Origin of the sequence: Streptomyces sp. NPDC005551 (assembly GCF_042871785.1) — a bacterium.
Classification (GTDB): Bacteria; Actinomycetota; Actinomycetes; order Streptomycetales; family Streptomycetaceae; genus Streptomyces.
The window spans coordinates 127,221-148,651 of record NZ_JBIAJE010000004.1 but is presented as its reverse complement, the minus strand read 5'-3'; the positions used below and the strand labels follow the sequence as shown (position 1 = coordinate 148,651).

The following is a 21,431-nucleotide window of genomic DNA, read 5'->3' as shown; positions in this document are numbered from 1 at the left end:
CCGGCCCGGCCCGGGCGGTTGTGCGTCAGCCCGCCCGCCACCGGGCCCGGTGCGCCGCCGCCGCCCGGCGGGCCGACTCCAGGGCGTCGTCCCGGATCTCGTCGGCCAGCCGCGCCCGCACGGTCTCCCGCATGCCCGCGACGAACCGCTCCCCGAGCGGGGTGAGCGCGCCGGACGAGCCGAGGGTCTCGACCGCCTCGGCCGTCTGGTCCCGCCAGCGGGAGAACCGCGCCTCGGCCTCGCCCGCCCGCTCCCCCGTGGTGCCCCGCCACCGGGCCCGCCAGAAGTCGATCACGGCGATGTGCGCGTACGTCCCCTGCAGCAGGCCCTCCAGCGGGCGGGGATCCGGCCGCCACGGCGCGTAGAACAGCCGCTCGCAGGACGGGTCGTGAAGATCCGTCAGGTCCAGCACGGCGCCGAGCTTCACGTGCTGGAACTCGTGCACGATCAGCTGGGCCAGCAGTTCCGGTTCGGCGGGCCTCGCGATGGCGACGGCGCCGAAGGCGTCCCGGGCCGCCGAGCTGATGTCCGCGCCCTCCGGGGAGGGCAGCAGGGGGGTGATCACCCGCAGTCCGGCGGCGACTCCCGGCGCGTACGCGGGAAGTTCCCGGCGGATCCAGGCCCAGGCGGCGGCGAGATCGGCGTGCCACGCCTGCGCCTCGGCGTCGCCGAGCCGGGGATGCGCCGCGTGTCCGTGGCAGTCCCGCCAGGGGTCGGTGTCCTCCAGGGCGACCGTCCAGCCGTCCAGGGCGAACTCGCGCCGCGCCCGCCAGCCGGGAGCCGGGGGCCCGCTGTGGTCCACCTTGTGCGTGCGTCCGTCCGCGGCCCGGACGGTGAATCCACCGGGGCCGGCGGTCACCCGTACCTCGAGGGCATCGCCGACGGCCAGGGTGCCCAGCGTCGGCAGCCGCAGCACTCCCCGCGGGGCCGGGACGGTGACGGTGACGGGACTCCCCGCCCGTACGGCGGCGGCCGCGGCGATCTCGGCCACGCCCCGCATCGCCGTGTCGGCCGCGTCGTGTCCGCCCCGCAGGGAGCGGACGGCCCACGGGCGCACGTACGGGTGGGCCAGCACCGCGTCCACCGCTTCCGGTGCCCCGGTGTCCAGGGCCGCCAGCGCCTCCCAGGCCGCGCCGTCGTCCCGGTCACCGAGCCGGTTCTCGCGCCACACCGCCGCCAGCAGCTCGCGGTTGAGCCCCAGTTGGTGCCGGGCCAGGAGACCGACGGTCGCGGTGCCGCCGAAGCCGGCGGCCAGTTCCGCCAGCTGCGCCTCGCCGAGCGACTGCCGGTCGGTCATGTCGCGGTCCTGGATGCCGGTGATGAGGCGCAGCAGGTCGCCGCAGTAGACGGAGGGGTTCATGAATCCGCTGCCGGTGCGGTACCGGTGGGCGTAGAGGCCGCCGCCGCAGGACTCCACGACCGGACATGCGCGGCAGGTCCCGCACAGCCCGTCGAGCCCTTGCTGGCGCGCCGCGATTCCGGGGTGCGCGGCGACCTCGTCGAGCGAGTTGGCCATCACGTCCATCCCGGTGACGGGCGCCCCGTCGTAGGCCGTCTTCAACGAGTCCGCCTGCTCGAACGTGCCGTCGGTCTCGATCACGGCCAGGTCCGCGGGCCCCAGCCCGAGCGACTCGGTCAGGCTGCTCCCGCCGCGCAGCGTACGCAGCACCGAGTCGAAGATCCGTACGTCCATCGGGCGGCCGTTCGCGTCCCAGCGGTCGTACACCCTCAGCAGCCAGTCCGCGTACGGCGTGGCGGTCGGGTCGCCGGAGGGACGCAGCGGGGGTTCGTCCCAGGTGGCGTGCGGCAGGAGGAAGTCGACGCGGGGCGGGTCGAGCGCGGCCAGGGCGTCGTAGACGGCGGCCGGGTCGTTGCGCACGTCGATCGTGCAGAGGAGGCCCGCGAAGAGGTGGCGGTAGCGCGGGCTGCCGAGCAGGGCGACGGCACGCAGGACCTTGTCGTGACTGCTGCGGCCGTCGCGGTAGACGCGGTGCAGGTCGTTGGCGGCCCGGTCGCCGTCGAGCGAGATGCCGACCTTGATGCCGAACTCCGCGAAGAGTTCGCAGAACTGCTCGTCGAGCGTTACGCCGTTGGTGTGGATGCGGAGGTCCAGGTCGCACACGCCCCGGAGAGCCGCCCGTAATTCCTCGGCCGCCCTGCGCAGCCGGGCCCGGCCGGCCAGGAGCGGCTCGCCGCCGTGCAGGACGACGTGGACGGTGTCGAGACCGTGGGCCGCGGCGTGCTCGGCGATGCGTTCGGCGGTGATCTCCAGGACCTTGTCGGAGATCACCACGGGCCGACCGCGCCAGCTCTGGTCGGCGTGCTCGAAGACGTAGCAGTGGTCGCAGGCGAGATCGCAGCGAGCGTGCATCTTCAGGACGAACTGGCGTAAGGGTTGTGGCGGCCGGCCCATGAGTGTGCTGTCGGTCCTCGGTCTTGTGGTTCAGGCGTGGATGCGGACCAGGGAGGCGGACCCGGACGTCAGACGGACGACTGGAAGGCCGCGACCGCGACCCTGCCCGGTCCCTGGGGTGCGCCGCCGTTCGACACGACCCGGGACACTGCGGCCGACAGTGCGCGGTCGTGCTGCGAGGCGAGGCGCACCAGCGTCACCCGCTCCGGACCGATCGCGGCCGCCGCTTTCCCCGGTTCTTGGGCCGCTGCGTCGAGGGAGGCGTTCATTGGGAACCTCATCTTCTGTGCGTACGCACTGACGGGAGGCAGGGCGGAGCCTGCTCAGCAAGAAAACCACTGGTCGGAGGGCGCCGCCCGTCGTGTCCCGCGCCGACCGGGGCACAGACGCGGCCGACGCAGCAGACATACAGGTGCCCCACCGGCCACTGGTCGCGAGCAGCGTAGCCAAGACCGGTGCCCACTTGGCTCGTTCGCTGCTGGAGCCACGCCAGAGCCGAGCAATCGGACCTCTCGCGCCCCACCCGTCTGTCATATGCCCCCACGTCCCTCATCGGCCCAAAGCCGAGCCACCGGGGCGGCACCCGGCCGGCCTCCCTGCACAAGGCAGGAGTCCCTCAACCGCGAGCCCGAGAAAAGTTGACCAAAATTTTACCTCAGATTACCCGGTTCGGCTGCTTTGTCCAGGGCTCTCTTCGGCCAAGTGAGAAGCCTACGGCCCGGCCGGACAGCCCGACCGATGCTTTCGCGCCGATCTCGGCCTCCCACGCCATCCTCAGGCTGCGCACAGCCTCCACCCACGTTCCTGACGGGCGCCGCTCCTAGCTTGCTGGGATGACGGGAACTCACCAGGACAAGTCGATCAGCAGGCGCCGCGCGCTCGCGGTGGGCGAAGGCACGGTCGCCGCCGACGCGGCCTCGGCGGCCTCGTAGGGTGCGCCGATGAGCAGCCGTGAGGACGAGACGCTGGCGCGGGCCGCGGTGGCCGCGCTGATCCGGCAGCTCGAGCTGACCCCCAAGCCCGGCCTGCCCGATCCGCGGGACCTCGGTGCCCGGACCACCCGGCAGGACCTGTGCGCCCTGCGCTGGTCCGCCAAGGCGCTGGAACCCGGCCTCGCGGCCATGGCGGCGGCCGCCCGCCGCACCGGCGGACCCACGCCCGGGCTCCGGACGGAACTGGGCGCCATCGGCCGGTGCGCCGAGCACACGGTGGCGCGGGCGGGCGGCGGGCACCGCGGGGCCCTGTGGACCCTCGGGTTCCTGGTCGCCGCGGCGGCCCTGGATCCCCGCGCCGCCGGCGCCGCACTCGCCGCCACCGCCAAGGGGATCGCCGCGCACCCCGACCGGCGGGCGCCGCGCCGCCCCTCCCGCGGGTCGACCGTCTCGGCGACATACGGCGCCGCCGGTGCACGGGGCGAGGCGCGCGCCGGATTCCCGCACGTACGGCGGGCGTTGGAGGCGCTGGCCGCCGCGCGCGCCGTCGGCGCGCCCGAGCCGTGTGCCCGGCTCGACGCCCTGCTCACCGTCATGTCCACCCTCCAGGACACCGAGGTGCTCCACACCGCGGGACCGCTGGGACTCCGTCACGTCCAGGCGGGCGCCCGCGGGGTGCTGGAGGCCGGCGGTACGGCGACGGCGGCCGGGCGCGCCGCCCTGTCCGCCTTCGACACGGACCTCCGGTCCCGGGGCTGGAGCCCGCGCGGCAGCGGCGGCCTCCTCGCGGGCGCGCTGTTCGCCGACTCCCTCCCGGCGCCGGTCGCTTCACCCCCGGTCGCGGCACCCTGACACGTCGGCCCGCGCCCCACGCTTCGCCTCCGTGTCCCGCGCCTCACCCCCGTGTCCCGCGCCTCACCCCCGTGTCCCGCGCCTCACCCCCGTGTCCCGCGCCTCACCCCCGGGTCCCGCGCCTCACCCCCGGGTCCCGCACGTCGCCTCCGCGCCCGGCACCGGCGACGTCCCGCCGCGGGCCGGCGGCATCGCGTGCCGGCCCTCCGCCCACCGGGCCGCGGGGCCCATCCCGTACGACGCCGCCAGCGTCACCCCGCCGAGGAGCAGCCAGCCCGGTGTTCCCCATCCCACGAGCAGCGCCGTCAGGACCAGGGGGCCGAGGGTGCGGGCCACGGTCACGCCGGTGCCGAAGAAGCCCTGGTACTCGCCGGTGCGGCCGGCCGGGGCGAGGTCGAAGGCCAGCTGCCAGGAGCCCGCGGACTGCTGCATCTCGGCGGCCACCTGGAGGAGTGCGCCCGCCACCAGGATCCCCGACGCGAGCCACGGCGCCGCCCCGGCGGAGAGGGCGAACACCGCGCACGACGCCAGCATCACGAACCCGGACCGCCGTATCGCGCGCGTGGCGGACGCGACGCCCCGCACCCCGCGGGCCATCCGCACCTGGAAGACCATCACCGCGGCCGTGTTCAGCACGAACAGCGCGGAGACCAGCCAGGCGGGCGCTTCGGTCCGTTCGGTGATCCACAGCGGGATGCCGAGGCTGAGCAGGGGCATCCGCAGCAGGAGGACGGTGTTGAGCAGCGTGACGACCGCGTAGGGGCGGTCGCGCAGAACGCCGGGTCCGCTCACGTGCCCGACCCCGGCGGGCGCGACGGACGGCAGCCGCAGCAGCAGCGCCGCGCACAGCAGGAAACTCACCGCGTCCAGCGCGAAGACCCCGAGATACGCGGCCCGGCTCCCGGCGTGCAGCGCGAGCCCGCCGAGCCCGGCGCCCACCGCGAGACCGGCGTTGAGCGTCGACTGGAGGTGGGCGAGCAGTCCGGTCCGCTCCCCGGCGGGCACCAGCCCGGTCAGCAGCGCCTGCCGGGCCGCGGCGAGCCCCGACTGCGCGGAGGTGTACACGCACGCCGCGAGCAGGAAGGGCAGGAATCCCCGGACGACGAGGAAGGAGGCCACCGCCGCCGCGGTCACCACGGCCAGCAGCACCGCCGTGCCCCGAGCGCCCCGTCGGTCGGCGAGCCGGCCCAGCGGGACGCCGACCAGCGAACCGATGCCCCACGCGACGGTGAGCCCCAGGCCCACCCGACCGGCCGGCAGCCCGACGACCTGCGTGAAGTACAGGGCCGAGGTCACGTAATAGGCGCCGTCCCCCACGGAGTTGCTCAGCTGCGCGACGGCCAGCATCCGCCGGGGGCCCGCGGGCGGGACACGGCGACCGTCCGCCGCGGGGCCGGGTGCCGGGTGCGCGGGCTGTGCCGCGGAGTTCGTCATGCCCTCGACGCTAGGGGCGGACCGGACCGTTCGACAGGCCCATTTCCCGGTCCTTTCACTGGCCCAATCCACCAGGCGACCGCCCCCGTTCACCCCGTGGACGCGCGCCCCCGCCGTACCTCCCCGAGCACCCTCCCCAGCACCTCCAGCGCCTCGGGGTACACCCGCTCCCGGGGAGTCCCGTACCCGACCACCAGACCCTGCGGCCTGCCGTCGGCCGCCGTGTGCCAGTGGTCCCCGAGGCGGCCGACCGCGAGCCCCTCCCGCGCCGCCCGCTCCAGCACCTCCGCCTCGTCCGGGACCTCCACCAGGGCGTGCAGTCCGGCCGCGATCCCGCGTAGTCCCCAGCGCGCCCCGAGCAGCGAGACGAGCCGGTCCCTGCGCCGCCGGTAGCGCAGCCGGCAGGCGCGCACATGCCGGTCGTACGCGTGGCTGGTCACCAGCTCGGCGAGCGCCAACTGGCCGATGGACTCGGTGTGATGGTCGCTGTGCAGCTTGACGTCGGCCACCGCGTCGACCAGGTTCGGCGGCAGCACCATCCAGCCCAGCCGCAGGGCGGGGCCGAGCGTCTTGGACGCCGTGCCGAGATACACCACGTGGCCGGGCGCCATCCCCTGGAGCGCGCCGACCGGCTGCCGGTCGTAGCGGAACTCCCCGTCGTAGTCGTCCTCGACGATCAGACGGCCACGCGCGCGTGCCCAGTCGACGAGTGCCCGCCGCCGTTCGGGATGCAGGGTCACGCCGGTCGGGTACTGGTGGGCGGGTGTGACGACCACGGCGTCCTCGTCGCCCAACTCCGTTGCGCGAACGCCGAGTTCGTCGACCGCCAGCGGCACCACCCGGCCGCCGGCCCGCCGCACCACGTCCCGGTGGAACGGCAGCCCCGGGTCCTCCATGGCGACCACGCCGCCGTCCAGGACGCGGGTCAGGAGCGCGAGCCCCTGCACGTACCCCGAGGTGATCACGATCCGCTCCGGCGGCGCGATGACGCCCCGGGCCCGGCCGAGGTACTCGGAGAGCGCCGTGCGCAGTTCGGCCCGGCCACGCGGATCCCCGTAGTCGTACGCCATCGAGGGCGCCGTCGCGATCGCGCGCCGCAGCGCCCGCAGCCAGGCCGCCGCCGGGAACGCGCCGACGTCCGGGCTGCCCGGCCGCAGATCGAGACGCGGCGCCGGCGCGCCCGCGGTCCCAGAGGCGGCCGGCACGCGGTCTGCGGGCCGCGCGGCCACCTCGGTGCCCGACCCCTGCCGGGCCCGCAGGTAGCCCTCGGCGACCAGCTGGTCGTAGGCGGCCTTCGCCGTGCCCCGGGACATGCCCAGCTCGGCGGCGAGCCGCCGGGTCGCGGGCAGCCGGGTGCCGGGGACGAGCCGTCCGTCGCGCACAGCGTCCCGCAGCGCCCGTTCGAGTCCCGCCCGGCGTCCCCGCGCCGAGTCGGGATCCAGATGCAGGTCCACTCCGACGCCGGACCAGAAATCCTCCACCGGAAAAACCGCCCCCCTGGACAACACGTGGACACACGAACGGCCGGGCACCCCCTCGGTACCCGGCCGCCCTCGTACCGGCCCTCGACGCGGACCGGCTCAGCCCGTCAGGGCCGCCATCCAGGCCTCGACCTCGTCCGAGCGGCGCGGCAGCGCGGCCGACAGGTTCCGGTTGCCGTCCTCGGTGACCAGGAGGTCGTCCTCGATGCGCACGCCGATGCCGCGGTACTCCTCCGGCACCGTCAGGTCGTCCGCCTGGAAGTACAGGCCCGGCTCGACGGTCAGGCACATGCCCGGCTCCAGCGTGCCGTCCACGTACGTCTCGGTGCGCGCCGCCGCGCAGTCGTGCACGTCCATGCCGAGCATGTGACCGGTGCCGTGCAGGGTCCAGCGGCGCTGCAGGCCGAGCTCCAGGACACGCTCCACCGGGCCCTCGACGAGCCCCCACTCGACGAGCTTCTCCGTCAGCACACGCTGCGCGGCGTCGTGGAAGTCGCGGTACTTGGCACCCGGCCGGACGGCCGCGATACCGGCCTCCTGGGCCTCGTACACCGCGTCGTAGATCTTCCTCTGGATCTCGCTGTAGCGGCCGTTGACGGGCAGCGTGCGCGTCACGTCGGCGGTGTACAGCGTGTGCGTCTCGACGCCCGCGTCCAGCAGCAGCAGGTCGCCGGAGCGCACCGGGCCGTCGTTGCGCACCCAGTGCAGCGTGCACGCGTGCGGACCGGCGGCGCAGATGGAGCCGTAGCCGATGTCGTTGCCCTCGACCCGCGCGCGCAGGAAGAAAGTGCCCTCGATGTACCGCTCGCTGGTGGCCTCGGCCTTGTCCAGGACCCGCACGACGTCCTCGAAACCGCGCACGGTCGAGTCGACCGCCTTCTGCAGCTCGCCGGCCTCGAACTCGTCCTTGACCAGCCGCGCCTCGGAGAGGAAGACCCGCAGCTCCTCGTCCCGCTCGGCGGTGACCTTGTCCGTCAGGGCGGCCTCGATGCCCGCGTCGTAGCCGCGCACGACCCGGACGGGGCCGGTGGCCTCCCGCAGCCGGCCGGCCAGCTCGCGCACGTCCGAGGCCGGGATGCCGTACAGCTGTTCGGCCTCGGTCAGCGAGTGGCGGCGGCCGACCCACAGCTCACCCTGCCCGGACAGCCAGAACTCACCGTTCTCACGGTCGGAGCGGGGCAGCAGGTAGATCGTCGCCCGGTGCCCGTCCGTGGTGGGCTCCAGCACCAGGACGCCGTCCTCGGTGAGGTTGCCGGTGAGGTACGCGTATTCGACCGAGGCACGGAAGGCGTACTCCGTGTCGTTCGAGCGGGTCTTCAGGTTGCCCGCGGGGACGACCAGGCGCTCTCCCGGGAAACGAGCGGACAGCGCGGCGCGGCGCGCGGCCGTGTGCGCGGCCTGGGCGATCGGCTCGAGATCCCGCAGCTCCGTGTCGGCCCAGCCGGACTGCATGTTCTCGGCGAGCTCGTCGGACACGCCCGGGTACAGGCCGTTCTTCCGCTGCTTGATCGGTTCTTCTTCGCCCGCTTCGTCAGCGGCATCGTCAAGCACGGCTTCCGGGGTCTCCGGTGTGAGCGCCTCCGACACGGTCTGCCTCCTCGTTACGACTCTGGACCGTCCCCCATCGTACGGTCGTACGGAAGGGGGCCCAGGGCCGAAGGACCCGTTACCGGAGGGTCACGCGAACCGGTGTTCGACGGCCTTCCCGGACGGGCTCCCGGAGCTCACTCGAACCGGGCGGCCAGCAGGACGACGTCCTCCTCGCTGTCGGCCTCGTCGAGGCCGTCGGGCAGCACGGTCCGCAGGACGTGGTCGGCGACCGCGCCCGGATCGGCGCGCAGTGCCCGCGGCACCCCGGCGGCGGCCGCGTGCAGCCGGGCGAAGGCGCGGTCCATGGGGTCGCCGGTGCGGTGCAGCAGGCCGTCGGTGTAGAGAAGCACCGTTTCGCCGGGCCGGGCGCACAGCTCGACGCTGGGCGCCTCCCAGCACGCGAGCATCCCCAGCGGCGCCGACAGGGAGGTCTCCACGAACTCCGTGCGCCGCTCGCCGACGACCAGCGGCGGGCTGTGCCCCGCCCCGGCCAGCGTGATCCTGCGCAGCGCCGGCTCGCAGTAGGCGAAGAGGGCGGTGGCGGAGCGGGCGGGCTCGGTGAGCCGCAGCAGCAGTTCGAGGTCGGACAGGACGGCGACGGGGTCCTCGCCCTCCATCACGGCGTACGCCCGGAGCGAGGCTCTCAGCCGGCCCATCGCGGCGACCGCGCTGGGCCCCGAGCCGGTGACCGACCCGACGGCGAGCCCGAGCGCGGCGTCCGGCAGCGGCAGCGCGTCGTACCAGTCGCCGCCGCCGCGCGGCCCGGTGCGGCGGCGGGCGGCGAGCTGGACACCGGGGACCCGGGGCAGCCGCGTCGGGAGCAGCTCCTCGGAGATCGTCGCCATGCACGCGCGCGTGCGCTCCAGTTCCACCAGCCGGGCCAGGTGCTCGGTCGCGTGGCGGGCGTACAGGCCGATGAGGTGGCGCTGCCGCTCGACGGGTTCCGCGGGTTCGTCGTAGAGCCACACCGCGGCGCCCAGCCGGCCGCCGGCCCCGGTGGACAGGGGCAGCGCGTAGCTCGCGGCATAGCCGAGCCGGGCGGCCACCTCGCGGTGGCGGGGGTCGAGGCCGTCCTCGGAGAACAGGTCCGGCTGGGCGATCTCGCCCTCGCCGCCGGGCAGTCCGTCCAGGATCCTGCCGTACGACATGGAGCTGCGCGGGACCGTCTCGATGTGCCCGAGGTCCGCGCGTGCCAGGCCCAGCCCGACCGTCGTGTCCGGACCGAGCCCGTCGCGCGGCTCCAGCACGATCAGGCCTCGGCGGGCGCCGACGAGGGTGGCCCCGGCGTGCAGCAGTTCCTCGAGTGCGTCCTCCAGGGACGCCGTGCGCGAGAGCCGTTCGGTGAGTTCGTGGAGTGTCGTGAGATCGGAGACCCAGCCCGCGAGGCGGTCCTGGAGGACGGCTCCGGGGCCGGTGGGGGAGGGGGCCGAGGGAGCGTCCGTGGCTGCGGGCGCGGGCGCGACAGTCTGTGCGGGAGCGGGAACCGTGGAATCGATTCCGGCCACTTTCGGGAGGTGAGGGGCGGTCATGGCAGTCGGCTTTCCGACCGGTGCGTATTGCTGGATAGCATCGCAAACCCCCATGTCATTCTGCGCCGCCGGCAGTGTCTCCACATGTACACGCACTCGTAAGGGGATGTCCAGCATTGTCCTGCTGGGATTCCTGGTGTCTGTGAGACACTTGCGGAAAAGCGAAGTTGGCTTGAAACTGCTTCGGGTAGCGGGTTATTGAGGTCGACTGGCCTTGCTCGACGGAGCGTCACAGCGGTCGTGATGGGTACGTACTCGGTGAAGGTCAGGGGTGGAGGAGATCCACCCGGAACCTGGCAGCGGACCCGGGCGTCTTAACCACCGACGACCGTGCCCCATCCTCCGTGGCGGAGGCGGCTCGATACACGCGTGACGGCAAAACGCCAGGCGCCGCCACCCCACGCCATGCCCATGCTCTTGCCAGACGCAGTATGGACGCGATGCAGCCAGTGATCGGCCCACGGGGGTTCCCCTTGCCTCGTGCGGGGGTGTGATGCGCCAGCAGGTACGCACAGTGAAGTGATCGACACATGGTGTGATGTGATCCACGGTGTTGCCAGGCGTGCAACGGAAAGGAACGAGCGCTCATGCGCGAGATCCTCGGAAGGCGACGCGGGCTCCTGTCCAGGCGGAACAACCGGAGCCCTGAGATGCTCAGCGCGGCCCTGACCTTCGCGGCCGGATGGCAGTGGCCCGTGCTCCCGGGTGTGGCGCCGGCCCCGCGGGGGCGGGCCGGCTGCGGATGTCCCGACCCGGAATGCACGGTGCCAGGTGCCCACCCCTTCGACCCCGGCCTCCTCGCGGCCACCACCGACGAGCGCATGGTGCGCTGGTGGTGGGGCAACCGGCCGTCGGCGCCCATCGTGCTGGCCACCGGAGGCACGGCTCCCTGCGCGGTGAGCCTGCCCGCCCTGGCGGCGGCCCGCGCCCTCGTGGCACTCGACCGCACGGGCATGCGCCTCGGCCCGGTCGTCGCCTCCCCCTCGCGCTGGGCGATCCTCGTCGCGCCGTACTCCCTGGAGCAGCTCGGTGAGCTGCTGTACGCCAAGGACCACGTCCCCGGCTCCCTCCGCTTCCACGGGGACGGCGGCTACATCGCGCTGCCCCCCTCCGAGACCGGTCAGGGCGAGGTCCGCTGGGAGCGGGCTCCGCTGCCGGGTTCGGCCGCGCCCTGGGTGCCCGGTGTGGAGGCCGTCGTGGACGCGGTGGTGGAGGCACTCACTCGTACGGGTGTGAGCGCACCCGAGTTGTAGGGGTTCGGGCGCGCGGCGGACCGGGCGCCCTCTCCCGGCCGTTATGTTCCCTCGTATGCTGCGTCACTCCGGCGGACGGCCCGCGGACCCCCGAAGAGTCCGCCTCTTCGTGCTCCTCGGCGCCGTCGCGGCCGTGATCGTCCTTCCGCTCGCCGTGGCGTCCGCGGGACCCGCCGGTGACGGCGGTCCCGCGGGCGTCCCCGGCCCCGGCGACGGCCGGGCGGCGCCCGGTTCCGACGACGGCCGGGCGGCGGCCCCCGAGCCCACGCGTTCGCCCCTGCGGCTCGGTGTGGGCCTCGCCACCGCGGCCCGCTGCGGACCGGAGCTCTCCTCCCCCGACGGCGTCGAGGCGCAGACCTGTGTCCTGACGCAGGGGCGGGAGACCTGGGCGCGCGCCTACTACCGCAATGCGACCGGCGACGAGCTGAACGCCGCGCTGACGCTCCTCGCGCCCGCTGGCCGCACCGTGCGGATGCACTGCGCGGTGGACGGGGGGGACGAGCCGGGAGTGTGCGAGACACCCAGGGGGCTGACCGCGGGCGAGACGGCGGCGTACACGGCGGTCGCGGAGTTCGCGAGGAGTGCCGGGCGCGGACCGCTGCTCCTGCGCTCCGGGAGCAACTCGACGCAGCCGTAAGGCTGTTGGCGTCGAGGCCGGTGCGGTGCCGAGAGGCGGATCCGTACGCGCTCATGAAAAGACCCGGTTGCTGGCGACGGGGGATGCACCAGCAACCGGGCTACGGGAACGGTAACAAGAGATCGGCGGTTCGCAAATTCGAACTCGGCTATTCAGACACCGATTTCCCTGCCGCGACCGGGAGTTGTGACAGGAGTCACCCCTCCCGGCGGTCCTGACCAGCTGACCGGTCGGTCAGTCCCCGGCTGTGCGTCAGCTGAGCGTGACCTGTCGGTTCGTGAGGCCGCCGCGCGCCCGGCGCTCGTCCGCGGTCAGCGGCGCGTCCGCCGCCAGGGCCGGCGCGAGCCGCTCGGCGAACTCGGCCGCGGGCTTCTCGATGTCGTCGGCCGTGACCCCGCTCGGCAGGTCCCAGACCGGCACGGTCAGGCCGTGCGCACGGAAGGAGCCCACCAGGCGCGTGCCCTCGCCGAGGCTGGAACCGCCCGCCGCGTGCAGTCGCGCCAGCGCGTCCAGAAGCTGCTCCTCCGGATACGGCATGACCCAGCGCAGGTGGTTCTTGTCCGGCGTCTCGCACCAGTACGCCGCATCGACCCCGGAGAGCTTGACGGTCGGGATGGCGGCCGCGTTGGCCCGCTCCAGGGAGGCGGTCACCTCCGGCGTCGCGTTCTCCGCGTCCGGGACCCAGAACTCGAAGCCCGCGTGCACAACTGGCTCGAAGGCGCCTTCGGGGTCCAGCACGTCCTGCAGCCGCGGACCGTCGGCGGGGGCGCGGCGGCCCTCGACCGGCGTGCCGGGCTTCGCCGTCAGCGCCCGCCGCAGGGTGTCGGCGAGGTCGCGGCTGATGTCTCCGGACGCCGTGTCGTTCTGCAGGCCGAGGAGGACCGAGCCGTCGTCGCGGCGCAGCGCGGGCCAGGCCATCGGCAGGACGGTGGCGAGCGTGACCGACGGGACGCCCTCGGGCAGGCCGTCCTTGAGCGTCAGCTCGACGGTCGCCGCGGGCACCAGCTCGCGCAGCGCGACCCAGTCGCCCTCGCCGGGCAGCCCCTCGAAGGGGCGCTGCACCAGCTCGGTCGCCGCGTGCGCGGCCGCCCGGCCGTGACAGGCCTTGTAGCGCCGGCCGCTGCCGCAGGGGCAGGGCTCGCGCGCGCCGACCACCGGGACGTCGCCCCCAGCGCCTGCGGCGCGGGCCCCGTCCTTCAGCTGCGGCTGCCTGGCCTTCGTCTGGGGTCGCTTCTTGGCCATTGTGGGTGCTCCCGGTTACGGCTCGTCTGGTACGGGCGCGAGCCTAGCCGTTCCTGCGACGGGGGACGGGACCCTGTGGACAACGCACCCGCCGTCGCGGATCCGTCGCCCGGGTCCGCCCGCGTCCCGGCTCTCCCCCGCGCCCTTGTGACCGGCGACCCGGACCGCGGGCTCCCCAGTGCTCAGTCCCGTTCGTCGAACGCGTCCGCGAAGTCCAGCTCCGGGACGCAGGACACGGCCGGTGACGCCACGCGCGTAGCGAAGTCGTCGCGCCGGTGTGCTCCGATGACGTCGTCCTGGACGACGACCCACACCGTGACCTCTCCCCGTACGTCGTCCCGTACGCCCCAGTCCTTGGCGAGCGCCGTGATGATGTTCAGCCCGCGGCCGCCGCGTGCGGTGACCGAGGGTGTGGCCGGGACCGGGCGGGTCGGACCGCCGCCGTCCGTCACCTCGACCGTGAGCCGCCCCGCCGAGTCGACACGCCAGGCGGCGCGCACGTCGCCGTCGCCCGCCAGCGCGTCACCCAGCGGTCTGCCGTGCCGGCACGCGTTGCTCAGCAGTTCGGAAAGGATCAGAACGGCGTCGTCGATGACCGAATCCGCGACGCCACCGGACCGCAGCTGGTCCCGCATCCGGTGTCTCGCCTCCCCCACGCCCGCAGGACCATGGGGAACGGCCATGCTCGACGACGCGGGCACTTCCTGTGCCACCACCAACGCCACCCCCGAGACCTCCTTTGCCCCACGCCACGGTGTGGATGCCCTTTTGGACTGGACCGGAAACCGGCCAACACACGTCCGCTGACGCACTCGTAACGATCGAATACGGAACGAACGCGCCGGTGCACTCCCTGTGACGGTGTGGCTGGTTCTCGATGGCGTGTTCTCGGGGTCCCGGCCGCCGCGTCAGCGACCCAGCCGGTCCAGGACCGCTCGCGGCCGGTTGGTGATGATGGCGTCCACGCCCAGGTCGGCGCAGAGATCGACGTCCTCCGGCGTGTTCACGGTCCACACGTGCACCTGGTGCCCGGCCTTCTTCAGGCGCTCGACGTACCCGGGGTTGCCGCGCACGATCCGCAGGGAGGGGCCCGCGATCCGGACACCGGCGGGCAGCCGGCCGTCGCGCAGCCGGGGCGAGACGAACTGCAGCAGATAGACCGTCGGCACATTCGGGGACGCGGCCCGGACGCGCTGGAGCGAGCGCGCGGAGAAACTCATGACGCGTACGGGCGATTCGGCGGGGGACTCCGGGGCGTCCAGGCCGAAACGCTTCAGCAGGAGCAGCAGCCGCTCCTCGACCTGACCGGCCCAGCGGGTGGGATGTTTCGTCTCGATGGCCAGTTCCACCGGGCGGCCCGCGTCGGCGACGAGTTCGAGCAGCCGCTCCAGGGTGAGGACGGAGGTGGCCTCCGGGTCTCCGGGGCCGTGCTCCCAGTCCGGGGCCTCGTCGCCGTTCTTCCAGGAGCCGAAGTCCAGGGCGGCGAGATCGGCCAGCTCCAGCGCGGAGACCGCTCCGCGTCCGTTGGACGTGCGGTTGACGCGGCGGTCGTGGACGCAGACGAGGTGGCCGTCCGCGGTCAGCCGTACATCGCACTCGAGGGCGTCGGCGCCGTCCTCGATAGCCTTCTTGTAGGCGGCCAGCGTGTGCTCCGGCGCCTCTTCGGAGGCGCCCCGGTGGGCGACGACCTGGATCGGGTGCTGTCGTGCGTGGGTCACCGCGTCATGGTGCCACCGCGAGAGGGTAGGCGTGCAGACGGAGACGTCAGGAATACATTCGTTTTGTCTTAAGGGTCCGATATAAAGGATGGTCTCGGACCCACAGCCACCGCTTATGGTGCTCTGACGGCCGGTGAGAAAAGCTGACGGCATACAAAAGCACATGCACAGCTGAATCGCGCCGGTTCGCCGGCACCTGTGAGCGAGCGTGACCGAGTGCGACCGAGAACAACAGCCGTGGACCGAGGAGAAGAGCTGTGAGCACCGAGAACGAGGGCACTGCGGTACCCCCGGCCCCGTCTGCGCCTCCCGTGCCGGTGGACACTCCCGCTGCTTCCGCGCAGGGCGCCGCGCCCGGGGGAGGCGCGCCGACCGCACCGCTGCCGCCCGTGCCCCACGGTGACCCCGGTGCGCCGGTGCGTCACCCGGCGCACGCCGCGTCGAACGCGCCGTACGAGCCCGCGGCTGCCGGGCCGGGCGCGGGTGCGTTCGCCGCGTCCGGGCACGACGGGCAGACCCAGGGCTTCGGTGCACCCGGCCAGGCGCAGGGTTTCGGTGAGCACGGGCAAGGTGCCCATGGGCAGGCCCCGGGCTTCGGTGAACACGGGCAGGGGGGCGCCGGGCAGCACGGGCCGGGGCAGGGCGCGCCCGGTACCCCGTCCGCCGCCGAGGCCGGCTGGCCGCCCCCGCCCGCCACACCGTCGTACGCCGACGGCGGTGGCTCGGGACCGGGCGGCTGGGGTTCCTCCTATCAGCAGCCCGCACCCGGGCCGAAGTCCGGACGGGGCGGCCTGGTCGCCGCGATCCTGGTCGCCGCGCTGGTCGCCGGCGGCGTCGGCGGCGGGCTCGGCTACACCCTGGCCAAGGACGACGACGGCGCCACCGACTCGACGACCGTGTCCGCGGCCGACGGCGGCGGCGACTTCAAGCGGGACGCCGGCACGGTCGCGGGCGTGGCCAACGCGGCGCTGCCGAGCACGGTCACCATCGAGGCCGAGAGCAGCAGCGGCGAGGGCGGCACGGGCACCGGCTTCGTCTTCGACAAGCAGGGCCACATCCTGACCAACAACCACGTGGTGGCCGAGGCCGTCGACGGCGGCAAGCTCAGCGCCACCTTCCCGAACGGCAAGAAGTACAACGCCGAGGTGGTCGGGCACGCGCAGGGGTACGACGTCGCGGTCATCAAGCTGAAGAACGCGCCCTCGGACCTGAAGCCGCTCGCCCTCGGCAACTCCGACAAGGTGGCCGTCGGCGACTCGACGATCGCGATCGGCGCGCCCTTCGGCCTGTCGAACACGGTGACCACGGGCATCATCAGCGCCAAGAACCGCCCGGTGGCCTCCAGCGACGGCAGCTCCGGCAGCAAGGCCTCCTACATGAGCGCCCTGCAGACCGACGCCTCCATCAACCCCGGCAACTCCGGCGGCCCGCTCCTGGACGCCAAGGGCGCGGTCATCGGCATCAACTCGGCGATCCAGTCCACGGGCGGCGGCGGCCTCGGCGGCACGAGCCAGTCCGGCTCGATCGGCCTCGGCTTCGCGATCCCGGTCAACCAGGCCAAGTTCGTCGCCCAGCAGCTGATCAGGACCGGCAAGCCGGTGTACGCGAAGATCGGCGCGTCGGTCACCCTGGAGGAGGGCACGGGCGGCGCGAAGATCTCCGAGAAGGGCGCGAGCAACTCCGAGGCGGTCGAGGCGGGCGGTCCCGCGGACAAGGCGGGCCTCAAGCCCGGCGACGTCATCACCAAGCTCGACGACCTGGTGATCGACAGCGGTCCCACCCTCATCGGCGAGATCTGGACCCACAAGCCGGGCGACACCGTCAAGCTCACGTACACCCGCGACGGCAAGACCCGCACGGCGGACGTCACCCTCGGCGAACGCCGCGGCGACAGCTGATCCGAGCCGCGGGGGCACCGCCCGACCGGCTAGTCTTGTCCCCGCGCGGCCGGTGATCGCCGCCCGCGCGGGGTGGGTTGCCCGAGCGGCCTAAGGGAACGGTCTTGAAAAACGCGAGAGCGTGACAGCGTTCCCGTGGGCCCGGATCTCGCCAACTTCGCAGGTCATAGACGTGCTGGTCAGAAGGGGTGCCTCTCGATGAGGGGCACCCCTTCTGCGTGCGGCTGTCTCACCTTGATCCGGCATTGTCGCGGTGTGGACCAGTGCGTGTGGACCAGGCGTGGACCAAATGGTGCGCCGTGAGAGACAGCGAGCTGCCGACTGATCAGGGCTCATCTGGTCATCTGAACTTTGAGTGCGCCTTGTTGTCCGGCCGCCCCATGATGTGCACGCGACATGTGGCAGACCCTGCCTAGGGTTGGTGTGCCTTGCAGCCCTCGGCGATTTAAGATGCGGAGAGACGATGCGCCACCAAGCGGCCCCTGACCGCGGTCCCACCATGCGGCCTGATCCAGACTCCAACGACAGCGCAGCACGCAAGCACCGGTTACGGCTCCTGGCGATCGGGGTTGTGGCCGGGGCCGCACTCGCTGTTGGTGGCATTCTCGCCTTCACGCCGATCATCGACGGGAACACCCAACCCCAGACGAACGCGAAGCCGTCCTCGAGTTCGGATGGTGACAAGAGCTCTGAAACACCGGGCCAGGGGCAGGAGTACACGCCAGCCACCTCCCGCCCTGTCTCATTGTTCCAGCCGAAGTCGAGCGCCAGGGGCATCGGGACCGGGTTCGAGCACTCTTCGCTCGGCGCGGAATCCGCTGCGGTCTCCTACTGGCAGGACTTCGACCTGAGGGATGAGGTGATCGCCCGTGAACAGTGGACCGCGGTCACTTCCGAGGACTCCCCCGAAACGATTGACAGAGGTGTCAGCGGAACGGTCGGAGAGCCACTTCTGATCGCAGCGCCGAGGGATGGGAAAGCTGTCGTGAAGGCGCTTCTCTCCCGCAGCCTTGACGACAGCGGCGATGTCATAGCCGTTTGGATGTTCTACGACCGCCTCGTCCCCAGTGGCGAAGAGGGTGCCGACAACAAGTCGCTGAAGGGTGAGACAACCTACTTGATCGTCAAGTGGGGGGACGGTGACTGGAAGGTGACCGAGGAGCCGAAGTACAAGGCCAAGGTGCGCGGTCCGCGTTCTTACCACCCGGACAGCAAGTGGGCTTTCGCGGCCGGATGGCGGCGGGTTGCCCAGGGCTAGGCCGTGTCGGATCGATTGGTGACGAGCACAGGCGCGATTCGTTTGCGGTGAGGGCCGGGCGCGACCAAGCAAGGCGCCATCCTCTCCCCGGTGTGGGGGTGAGGATGGCGCCTGCGGTTGTACGGAGGGCCTTGCCTATTCGCCGTCGGCAGCCTCCAGGGCCCGTTCGATTTGCTCGTTCGAGCGCTGTTGGTTGCGGTGAATCGCCCTGGCGTAAAAGCGGAACAGGACTGCGATGCTGTGGCCTGCCCGGCGCGCGACCTCCGCTGGGGAGACGCCGGACTCAAGCCAGAGCGAGACCCCCGCGTGGCGCATGGAGTACGGCACGTCAGCTAGCGGCGAGGCAGACTCGGACTGCGTCAGCACTGCGAGCCGGGCGGCCTTCCACGCCTCCCCGTACTCCTTGGAAAGGAGGTGGCCACCCTGGGCCGCCCGAAAGAGCCGGCCGTCCTCGGTGGTGCCGAACTCCTTGATGTGCTCGCGGACCAGACGCACGAGAACCGGCGGAATCGGCACCGGCCGGGTTGCCTTGCGGGCGCGTTTCTTCAAGCCGCGCGTATCGAACGACTCGCCCGTGTCGGTCCATCCTGAGCCGACTCGGGGCATGCTCGTGGAGAGCAGGACTTCACCCCAGCCCTCTGCGGGAAGGTTGAAGTCGTCCTCGCGGAGGCCAGCCGCCTCGCCAGGGCGGTTGGCTGCGTAGTAGAGGCAGCCGAAAAACGCCATCAGGTGCCGTCCGCGTTCGCCCTGCTCGCCGACAGCGTTGATCAGTGCTTTTGCCAGCTTGGGGCCGGGGACGAACCGGAAGTCGATCTCGTCGTCCGTCTCGGGCGGAGTCCAGTCGACCTTGTCGAGGGGCAGCGTCGTCAGCAACTCCCGCTCTACCGCGTACCGGAGGCAGTTGCTGAAGACCGTCCGCTTGCGGTTCACGGTGTTCTCGGCAGCGGCCGTTCCGTCCTGCTTCAGCTTCAGCGCGTCGAGCGCCGTACGCACCACGGAGGGTGTGTTGAGGTCGGTGATGTCCACGGACTTCCGGGTGAGCCAGTCCAGCGCAGCCATGACCTCGGCAGGCGGTTCTTCGACGTCGAGACGCGGCCTCAGCGTCCCGTCATCGCCCAGGACAAACCGGTAGACCCACGAGTAGAGCGCGATCCGGAGCACCTTCGTGGCCGGGGCCCCACGGTGGTTTTTGACCAGCTTCGGTGTGATGGTGGCGAGCGTGTCAGCGATGCTCGCCCGGTGCTTGGCCGAGGCGCCAGGCCACTTCATTGCGGCGTACGCACGGGTGTGGTCGTACCAGGTGGAGGAGTTGAGCGCCTGGACCTCTGAGGCGGGCAGGCCGGTTTCCGTGTCGAACTGCTCGCGATTTCGCAGGGCGGTCAGCAACTCCACGCGACGGCCGTCGGCTTGGGCCTTGATCTTGTAGCTCTTTGAGAAGGGGCGCGGACCAACGCGCCACCGAAGCTGATAGGCCGCCGCACGGTTGGACCGCTTGCGAATGCCCCAGACCTGAACGTCGTAGGTCAGCACGCTTCCTGCACCTCGCAGCCGTCGAACCAGGCGTCGAGGTCGGCCCGGCGGATGCGGATCTGGCCGTTGGGGAGCTTCAGGTGTCGTGGTGCCTGGCCGCGAGCGCGCATGCGATAGAAGGCAGCGCGGGAAACCCTGATCTCCGCGAGGGCTTCGACCAGCGTCAGCGTCCGCTTGTCGGCGTTGGTCGGAGTAGTCACAGCCAGGGTGCTCCTTCGGACTTGAGGCGTTCGGCATGGGCTCTGTCGTGGCGGACCTGGGCGGCGAGGAGCTCTTCACCGGGGCGGTAGCCGCTGCTGAGGTAGGTCCACGAGGAGGCAGTGACGAGGGTGGTGTTCTCGTCGTCGACGGGGAGGCCGGCGCGGATGCGGGCGGCTTCGGCCTGGGCGGTGCGCCAGGCGCGGCGCACGTCGCGGAGTGCGCCGAGGGTGGTCGAGTACGCGCGCGACTTGCTGGAGAAGTGGCCGCGGAAGCCGAGCATGTGCGACCACTTCCAGAGCTTGAGGTCGGCGAACTCCGGGAGGTGGCCGAGGGCCCAAGCGGTGCGGATCATCTGCCGGGCGTGCTGCTGAACGGGGAGACTGGCGAGGGATTCGGCTTGCCCGGTGCCGTCGCAGTCGGCGCAGAGGTCGCGGAAGCCGTCAGGTCCGCGTACATGGCCGCGCCCGGCGCAGGGGCGGCATACGAGGGTGCGGTCCACGGTGCCCGCGCCCTCAGCGTTCTTGGTGGCGTACTTGGCCACATATCCGGCGACCTTGGCGTCCGTGAGTTCGCCGTCCCCGAGGGCGGAGATCTGATCCACCTTGAAGCGGTCGCCCCAGCGGATGACGCGTTCGCCGACCGCGTCCGACTCGATCGTGAGTCGGGCCCGCTCGACTGCCAGGCCGACGGCGACGCTGAGGGCGTCGAAGGTGGCCCAGGCAGGGGGCGAGGTGGTGTGGCCGTCGGGACCGTCGAAGCGGACGACCGCGTGGAAGTGGACGAGGCCGCGTTGCTGGTATTCGGCGACCTTGGCGAAGGAGACGCGGAGGGCCGCGTTGAGTGCCTTCTGTGTCATGCCGAGGTGCTCGGCGAGGGCGCGGCGCAGGTAGGTGGTGAAGCGTGCCCACAGGGCCCCGGCGTGAGCGTTCCACAGCACGGCTCCGGCGTAGTCGTAGCTTGCCGGGCGGAGTGGAGTGCCGAGTTCGGGAGCGTCCTGGGGGTGGTTCTCGCCGCATGTGCAGGGGCGGGACTTGCCCGCGTTGGTCGTGGGGCGGTTGTGGACGGGGCCGAAAGACGGGGCGGTGAGGGTGACGAAGGCGCGTGGGTGGTCGCGGACGGCTTCGGCGACGTTCTTGCCGCCGGACAGTCCGGCTTTGATCAGGTGATAGGTGTCGGCCGCGTAGAAGCGGGAGCAGGCGGGGCAGCGGGAGGCGCGGCGGTTGCCGCAAGTGGTGAGGAGTCGGCCAGATGGTTCGTCCTCGGAGCGGTAGGAGCGGACCACTTGCTTTGTGGTTTGGTCGGTGGTGACCGTCCAGCCGTGCAGGTTGACGGGTCTGGTGCAGCCGCGAAGGTCGCGAACCTGTTCCGTCACGCGGTCGAAGTCGTCGGTGTTGGCCAGTTCGACCAGATCCCGCAGGCCGGGGCTGATGACGTGGCGCAGGTCGAGGGGGCGGCGCATGGGT

At 72.3% G+C, this 21,431-nt stretch carries 17 protein-coding genes; 5 read left to right on the top strand and 12 right to left on the bottom strand.

Going from position 1 to position 21,431, the window contains the following annotated elements; all coding sequences use genetic code 11:
- Positions 1-25: 25 nt before the first annotated feature.
- Both ACFYP4_RS13035 and ACFYP4_RS13030 read right to left on the bottom strand, forming a co-directional pair.
- Positions 26-2,413 (bottom strand): FxsB family cyclophane-forming radical SAM/SPASM peptide maturase, encoded by a 2,388-nt coding sequence (locus ACFYP4_RS13035; RefSeq protein ID WP_358852306.1) that lies wholly within the window; start codon positions 2,411-2,413, stop codon positions 26-28.
- Between the two features lie 68 nt (positions 2,414-2,481).
- Positions 2,482-2,694, bottom strand: a complete 213-nt coding sequence (locus tag ACFYP4_RS13030; RefSeq protein ID WP_358852307.1) for an FXSXX-COOH protein — start codon at positions 2,692-2,694, stop codon at positions 2,482-2,484.
- Positions 2,695-3,354: 660 nt separating this feature from the next.
- On the opposite strand from ACFYP4_RS13030, the gene ACFYP4_RS13025 reads away from it, so the two are divergent.
- A complete protein-coding gene (locus ACFYP4_RS13025) occupies positions 3,355-4,197 on the top strand; it encodes a triphosphoribosyl-dephospho-CoA synthase (protein WP_358852308.1) in 843 nt (280 codons plus the stop codon).
- Positions 4,198-4,320: 123 nt separating this feature from the next.
- On the opposite strand, the gene ACFYP4_RS13020 is transcribed toward ACFYP4_RS13025, so the two are convergent.
- The 4 genes from ACFYP4_RS13020 to ACFYP4_RS13005 all read right to left on the bottom strand — a co-directional run bounded on the left by ACFYP4_RS13020 (position 4,321) and on the right by ACFYP4_RS13005 (position 10,348).
- The gene (locus tag ACFYP4_RS13020; protein WP_358852330.1) at positions 4,321-5,544 is read right to left on the bottom strand and encodes an MFS transporter; all 1,224 of its coding nucleotides are present in this window, start codon (positions 5,542-5,544) and stop codon (positions 4,321-4,323) included.
- Between the two features lie 176 nt (positions 5,545-5,720).
- Positions 5,721-7,112 carry a PLP-dependent aminotransferase family protein gene (locus ACFYP4_RS13015; RefSeq protein ID WP_388785218.1) on the bottom strand — a complete coding sequence of 464 codons (1,392 nt, stop codon included), beginning with the start codon at positions 7,110-7,112 and terminating at the stop codon, positions 5,721-5,723.
- 99 nt (positions 7,113-7,211) lie between these two features.
- Positions 7,212-8,699 (bottom strand): aminopeptidase P family protein, encoded by a 1,488-nt coding sequence (locus ACFYP4_RS13010; RefSeq protein WP_388785216.1) that lies wholly within the window; start codon positions 8,697-8,699, stop codon positions 7,212-7,214.
- Between the two features lie 137 nt (positions 8,700-8,836).
- Positions 8,837-10,348, bottom strand: coding sequence for a PP2C family protein-serine/threonine phosphatase (locus ACFYP4_RS13005; RefSeq protein WP_388785214.1), 1,512 nt, complete (start codon positions 10,346-10,348; stop codon positions 8,837-8,839).
- Between the two features lie 470 nt (positions 10,349-10,818).
- Between ACFYP4_RS13005 and ACFYP4_RS13000 the strand changes: the two genes are divergently transcribed.
- Both ACFYP4_RS13000 and ACFYP4_RS12995 read left to right on the top strand, forming a co-directional pair.
- Complete coding sequence (locus tag ACFYP4_RS13000; RefSeq protein ID WP_358852311.1) at positions 10,819-11,484, top strand: bifunctional DNA primase/polymerase; 666 nt, start codon at positions 10,819-10,821, stop codon at positions 11,482-11,484.
- Between the two features lie 55 nt (positions 11,485-11,539).
- Positions 11,540-12,121 (top strand): hypothetical protein, encoded by a 582-nt coding sequence (locus ACFYP4_RS12995; RefSeq protein WP_388785212.1) that lies wholly within the window; start codon positions 11,540-11,542, stop codon positions 12,119-12,121.
- A gap of 252 nt (positions 12,122-12,373) precedes the next feature.
- Here the strand turns inward: ACFYP4_RS12995 and ACFYP4_RS12990 are convergent, their stop codons facing one another.
- From ACFYP4_RS12990 to ACFYP4_RS12980, 3 genes are all read right to left on the bottom strand, one after another.
- Positions 12,374-13,363 (bottom strand): DUF5926 family protein, encoded by a 990-nt coding sequence (locus ACFYP4_RS12990; RefSeq protein WP_358852313.1) that lies wholly within the window; start codon positions 13,361-13,363, stop codon positions 12,374-12,376.
- 182 nt (positions 13,364-13,545) lie between these two features.
- Entirely contained in the window at positions 13,546-14,175 is a 630-nt protein-coding gene (locus ACFYP4_RS12985) for an ATP-binding protein (RefSeq protein WP_358852314.1), read from the bottom strand.
- A gap of 96 nt (positions 14,176-14,271) precedes the next feature.
- A complete protein-coding gene (locus tag ACFYP4_RS12980; RefSeq protein WP_358852315.1) occupies positions 14,272-15,081 on the bottom strand; it encodes a glycerophosphodiester phosphodiesterase in 810 nt (269 codons plus the stop codon).
- Between the two features lie 257 nt (positions 15,082-15,338).
- Here ACFYP4_RS12980 and ACFYP4_RS12975 point away from each other — a divergent pair, with 257 nt between their 5' ends.
- Both ACFYP4_RS12975 and ACFYP4_RS12970 read left to right on the top strand, forming a co-directional pair.
- A complete protein-coding gene (locus ACFYP4_RS12975; protein WP_388785209.1) occupies positions 15,339-16,979 on the top strand; it encodes a trypsin-like peptidase domain-containing protein in 1,641 nt (546 codons plus the stop codon).
- Between the two features lie 571 nt (positions 16,980-17,550).
- Positions 17,551-18,237 (top strand): hypothetical protein, encoded by a 687-nt coding sequence (locus ACFYP4_RS12970; protein WP_388785207.1) that lies wholly within the window; start codon positions 17,551-17,553, stop codon positions 18,235-18,237.
- Positions 18,238-18,372: 135 nt separating this feature from the next.
- On the opposite strand, the gene ACFYP4_RS12965 is transcribed toward ACFYP4_RS12970, so the two are convergent.
- From ACFYP4_RS12965 to ACFYP4_RS12955, 3 genes are read right to left on the bottom strand one after another with little or no spacing between them, the layout of a single operon-like run.
- The gene (locus ACFYP4_RS12965) at positions 18,373-19,767 is read right to left on the bottom strand and encodes a tyrosine-type recombinase/integrase (RefSeq protein WP_388785205.1); all 1,395 of its coding nucleotides are present in this window, start codon (positions 19,765-19,767) and stop codon (positions 18,373-18,375) included.
- The gene (locus tag ACFYP4_RS12960; protein WP_388785203.1) at positions 19,761-19,967 is read right to left on the bottom strand and encodes a helix-turn-helix transcriptional regulator; all 207 of its coding nucleotides are present in this window, start codon (positions 19,965-19,967) and stop codon (positions 19,761-19,763) included. The genes ACFYP4_RS12965 and ACFYP4_RS12960 overlap by 7 nt, the downstream gene beginning before the upstream one ends.
- Entirely contained in the window at positions 19,964-21,427 is a 1,464-nt protein-coding gene (locus ACFYP4_RS12955; RefSeq protein ID WP_388785201.1) for a replication initiator, read from the bottom strand. The genes ACFYP4_RS12960 and ACFYP4_RS12955 overlap by 4 nt, the downstream gene beginning before the upstream one ends.
- Positions 21,428-21,431 lie beyond the last annotated feature (4 nt).

Coding starts and splice junctions, on each gene's coding strand:
- ACFYP4_RS13035 (WP_358852306.1), bottom strand. CDS start 2,413: ATGGGCCGGCCGCCACAACCCTTACGCCAGTTCGTCCTGAAGATGCAC.
- ACFYP4_RS13030 (WP_358852307.1), bottom strand. CDS start 2,694: ATGAGGTTCCCAATGAACGCCTCCCTCGACGCAGCGGCCCAAGAACCG.
- ACFYP4_RS13025 (WP_358852308.1), top strand. CDS start 3,355: ATGAGCAGCCGTGAGGACGAGACGCTGGCGCGGGCCGCGGTGGCCGCG.
- ACFYP4_RS13020 (WP_358852330.1), bottom strand. CDS start 5,544: ATGCTGGCCGTCGCGCAGCTGAGCAACTCCGTGGGGGACGGCGCCTAT.
- ACFYP4_RS13005 (WP_388785214.1), bottom strand. CDS start 10,348: ATGCTGGACATCCCCTTACGAGTGCGTGTACATGTGGAGACACTGCCG.
- ACFYP4_RS13000 (WP_358852311.1), top strand. CDS start 10,819: ATGCGCGAGATCCTCGGAAGGCGACGCGGGCTCCTGTCCAGGCGGAAC.
- ACFYP4_RS12995 (WP_388785212.1), top strand. CDS start 11,540: ATGCTGCGTCACTCCGGCGGACGGCCCGCGGACCCCCGAAGAGTCCGC.
- ACFYP4_RS12990 (WP_358852313.1), bottom strand. CDS start 13,363: ATGGCCAAGAAGCGACCCCAGACGAAGGCCAGGCAGCCGCAGCTGAAG.
- ACFYP4_RS12955 (WP_388785201.1), bottom strand. CDS start 21,427: ATGCGCCGCCCCCTCGACCTGCGCCACGTCATCAGCCCCGGCCTGCGG.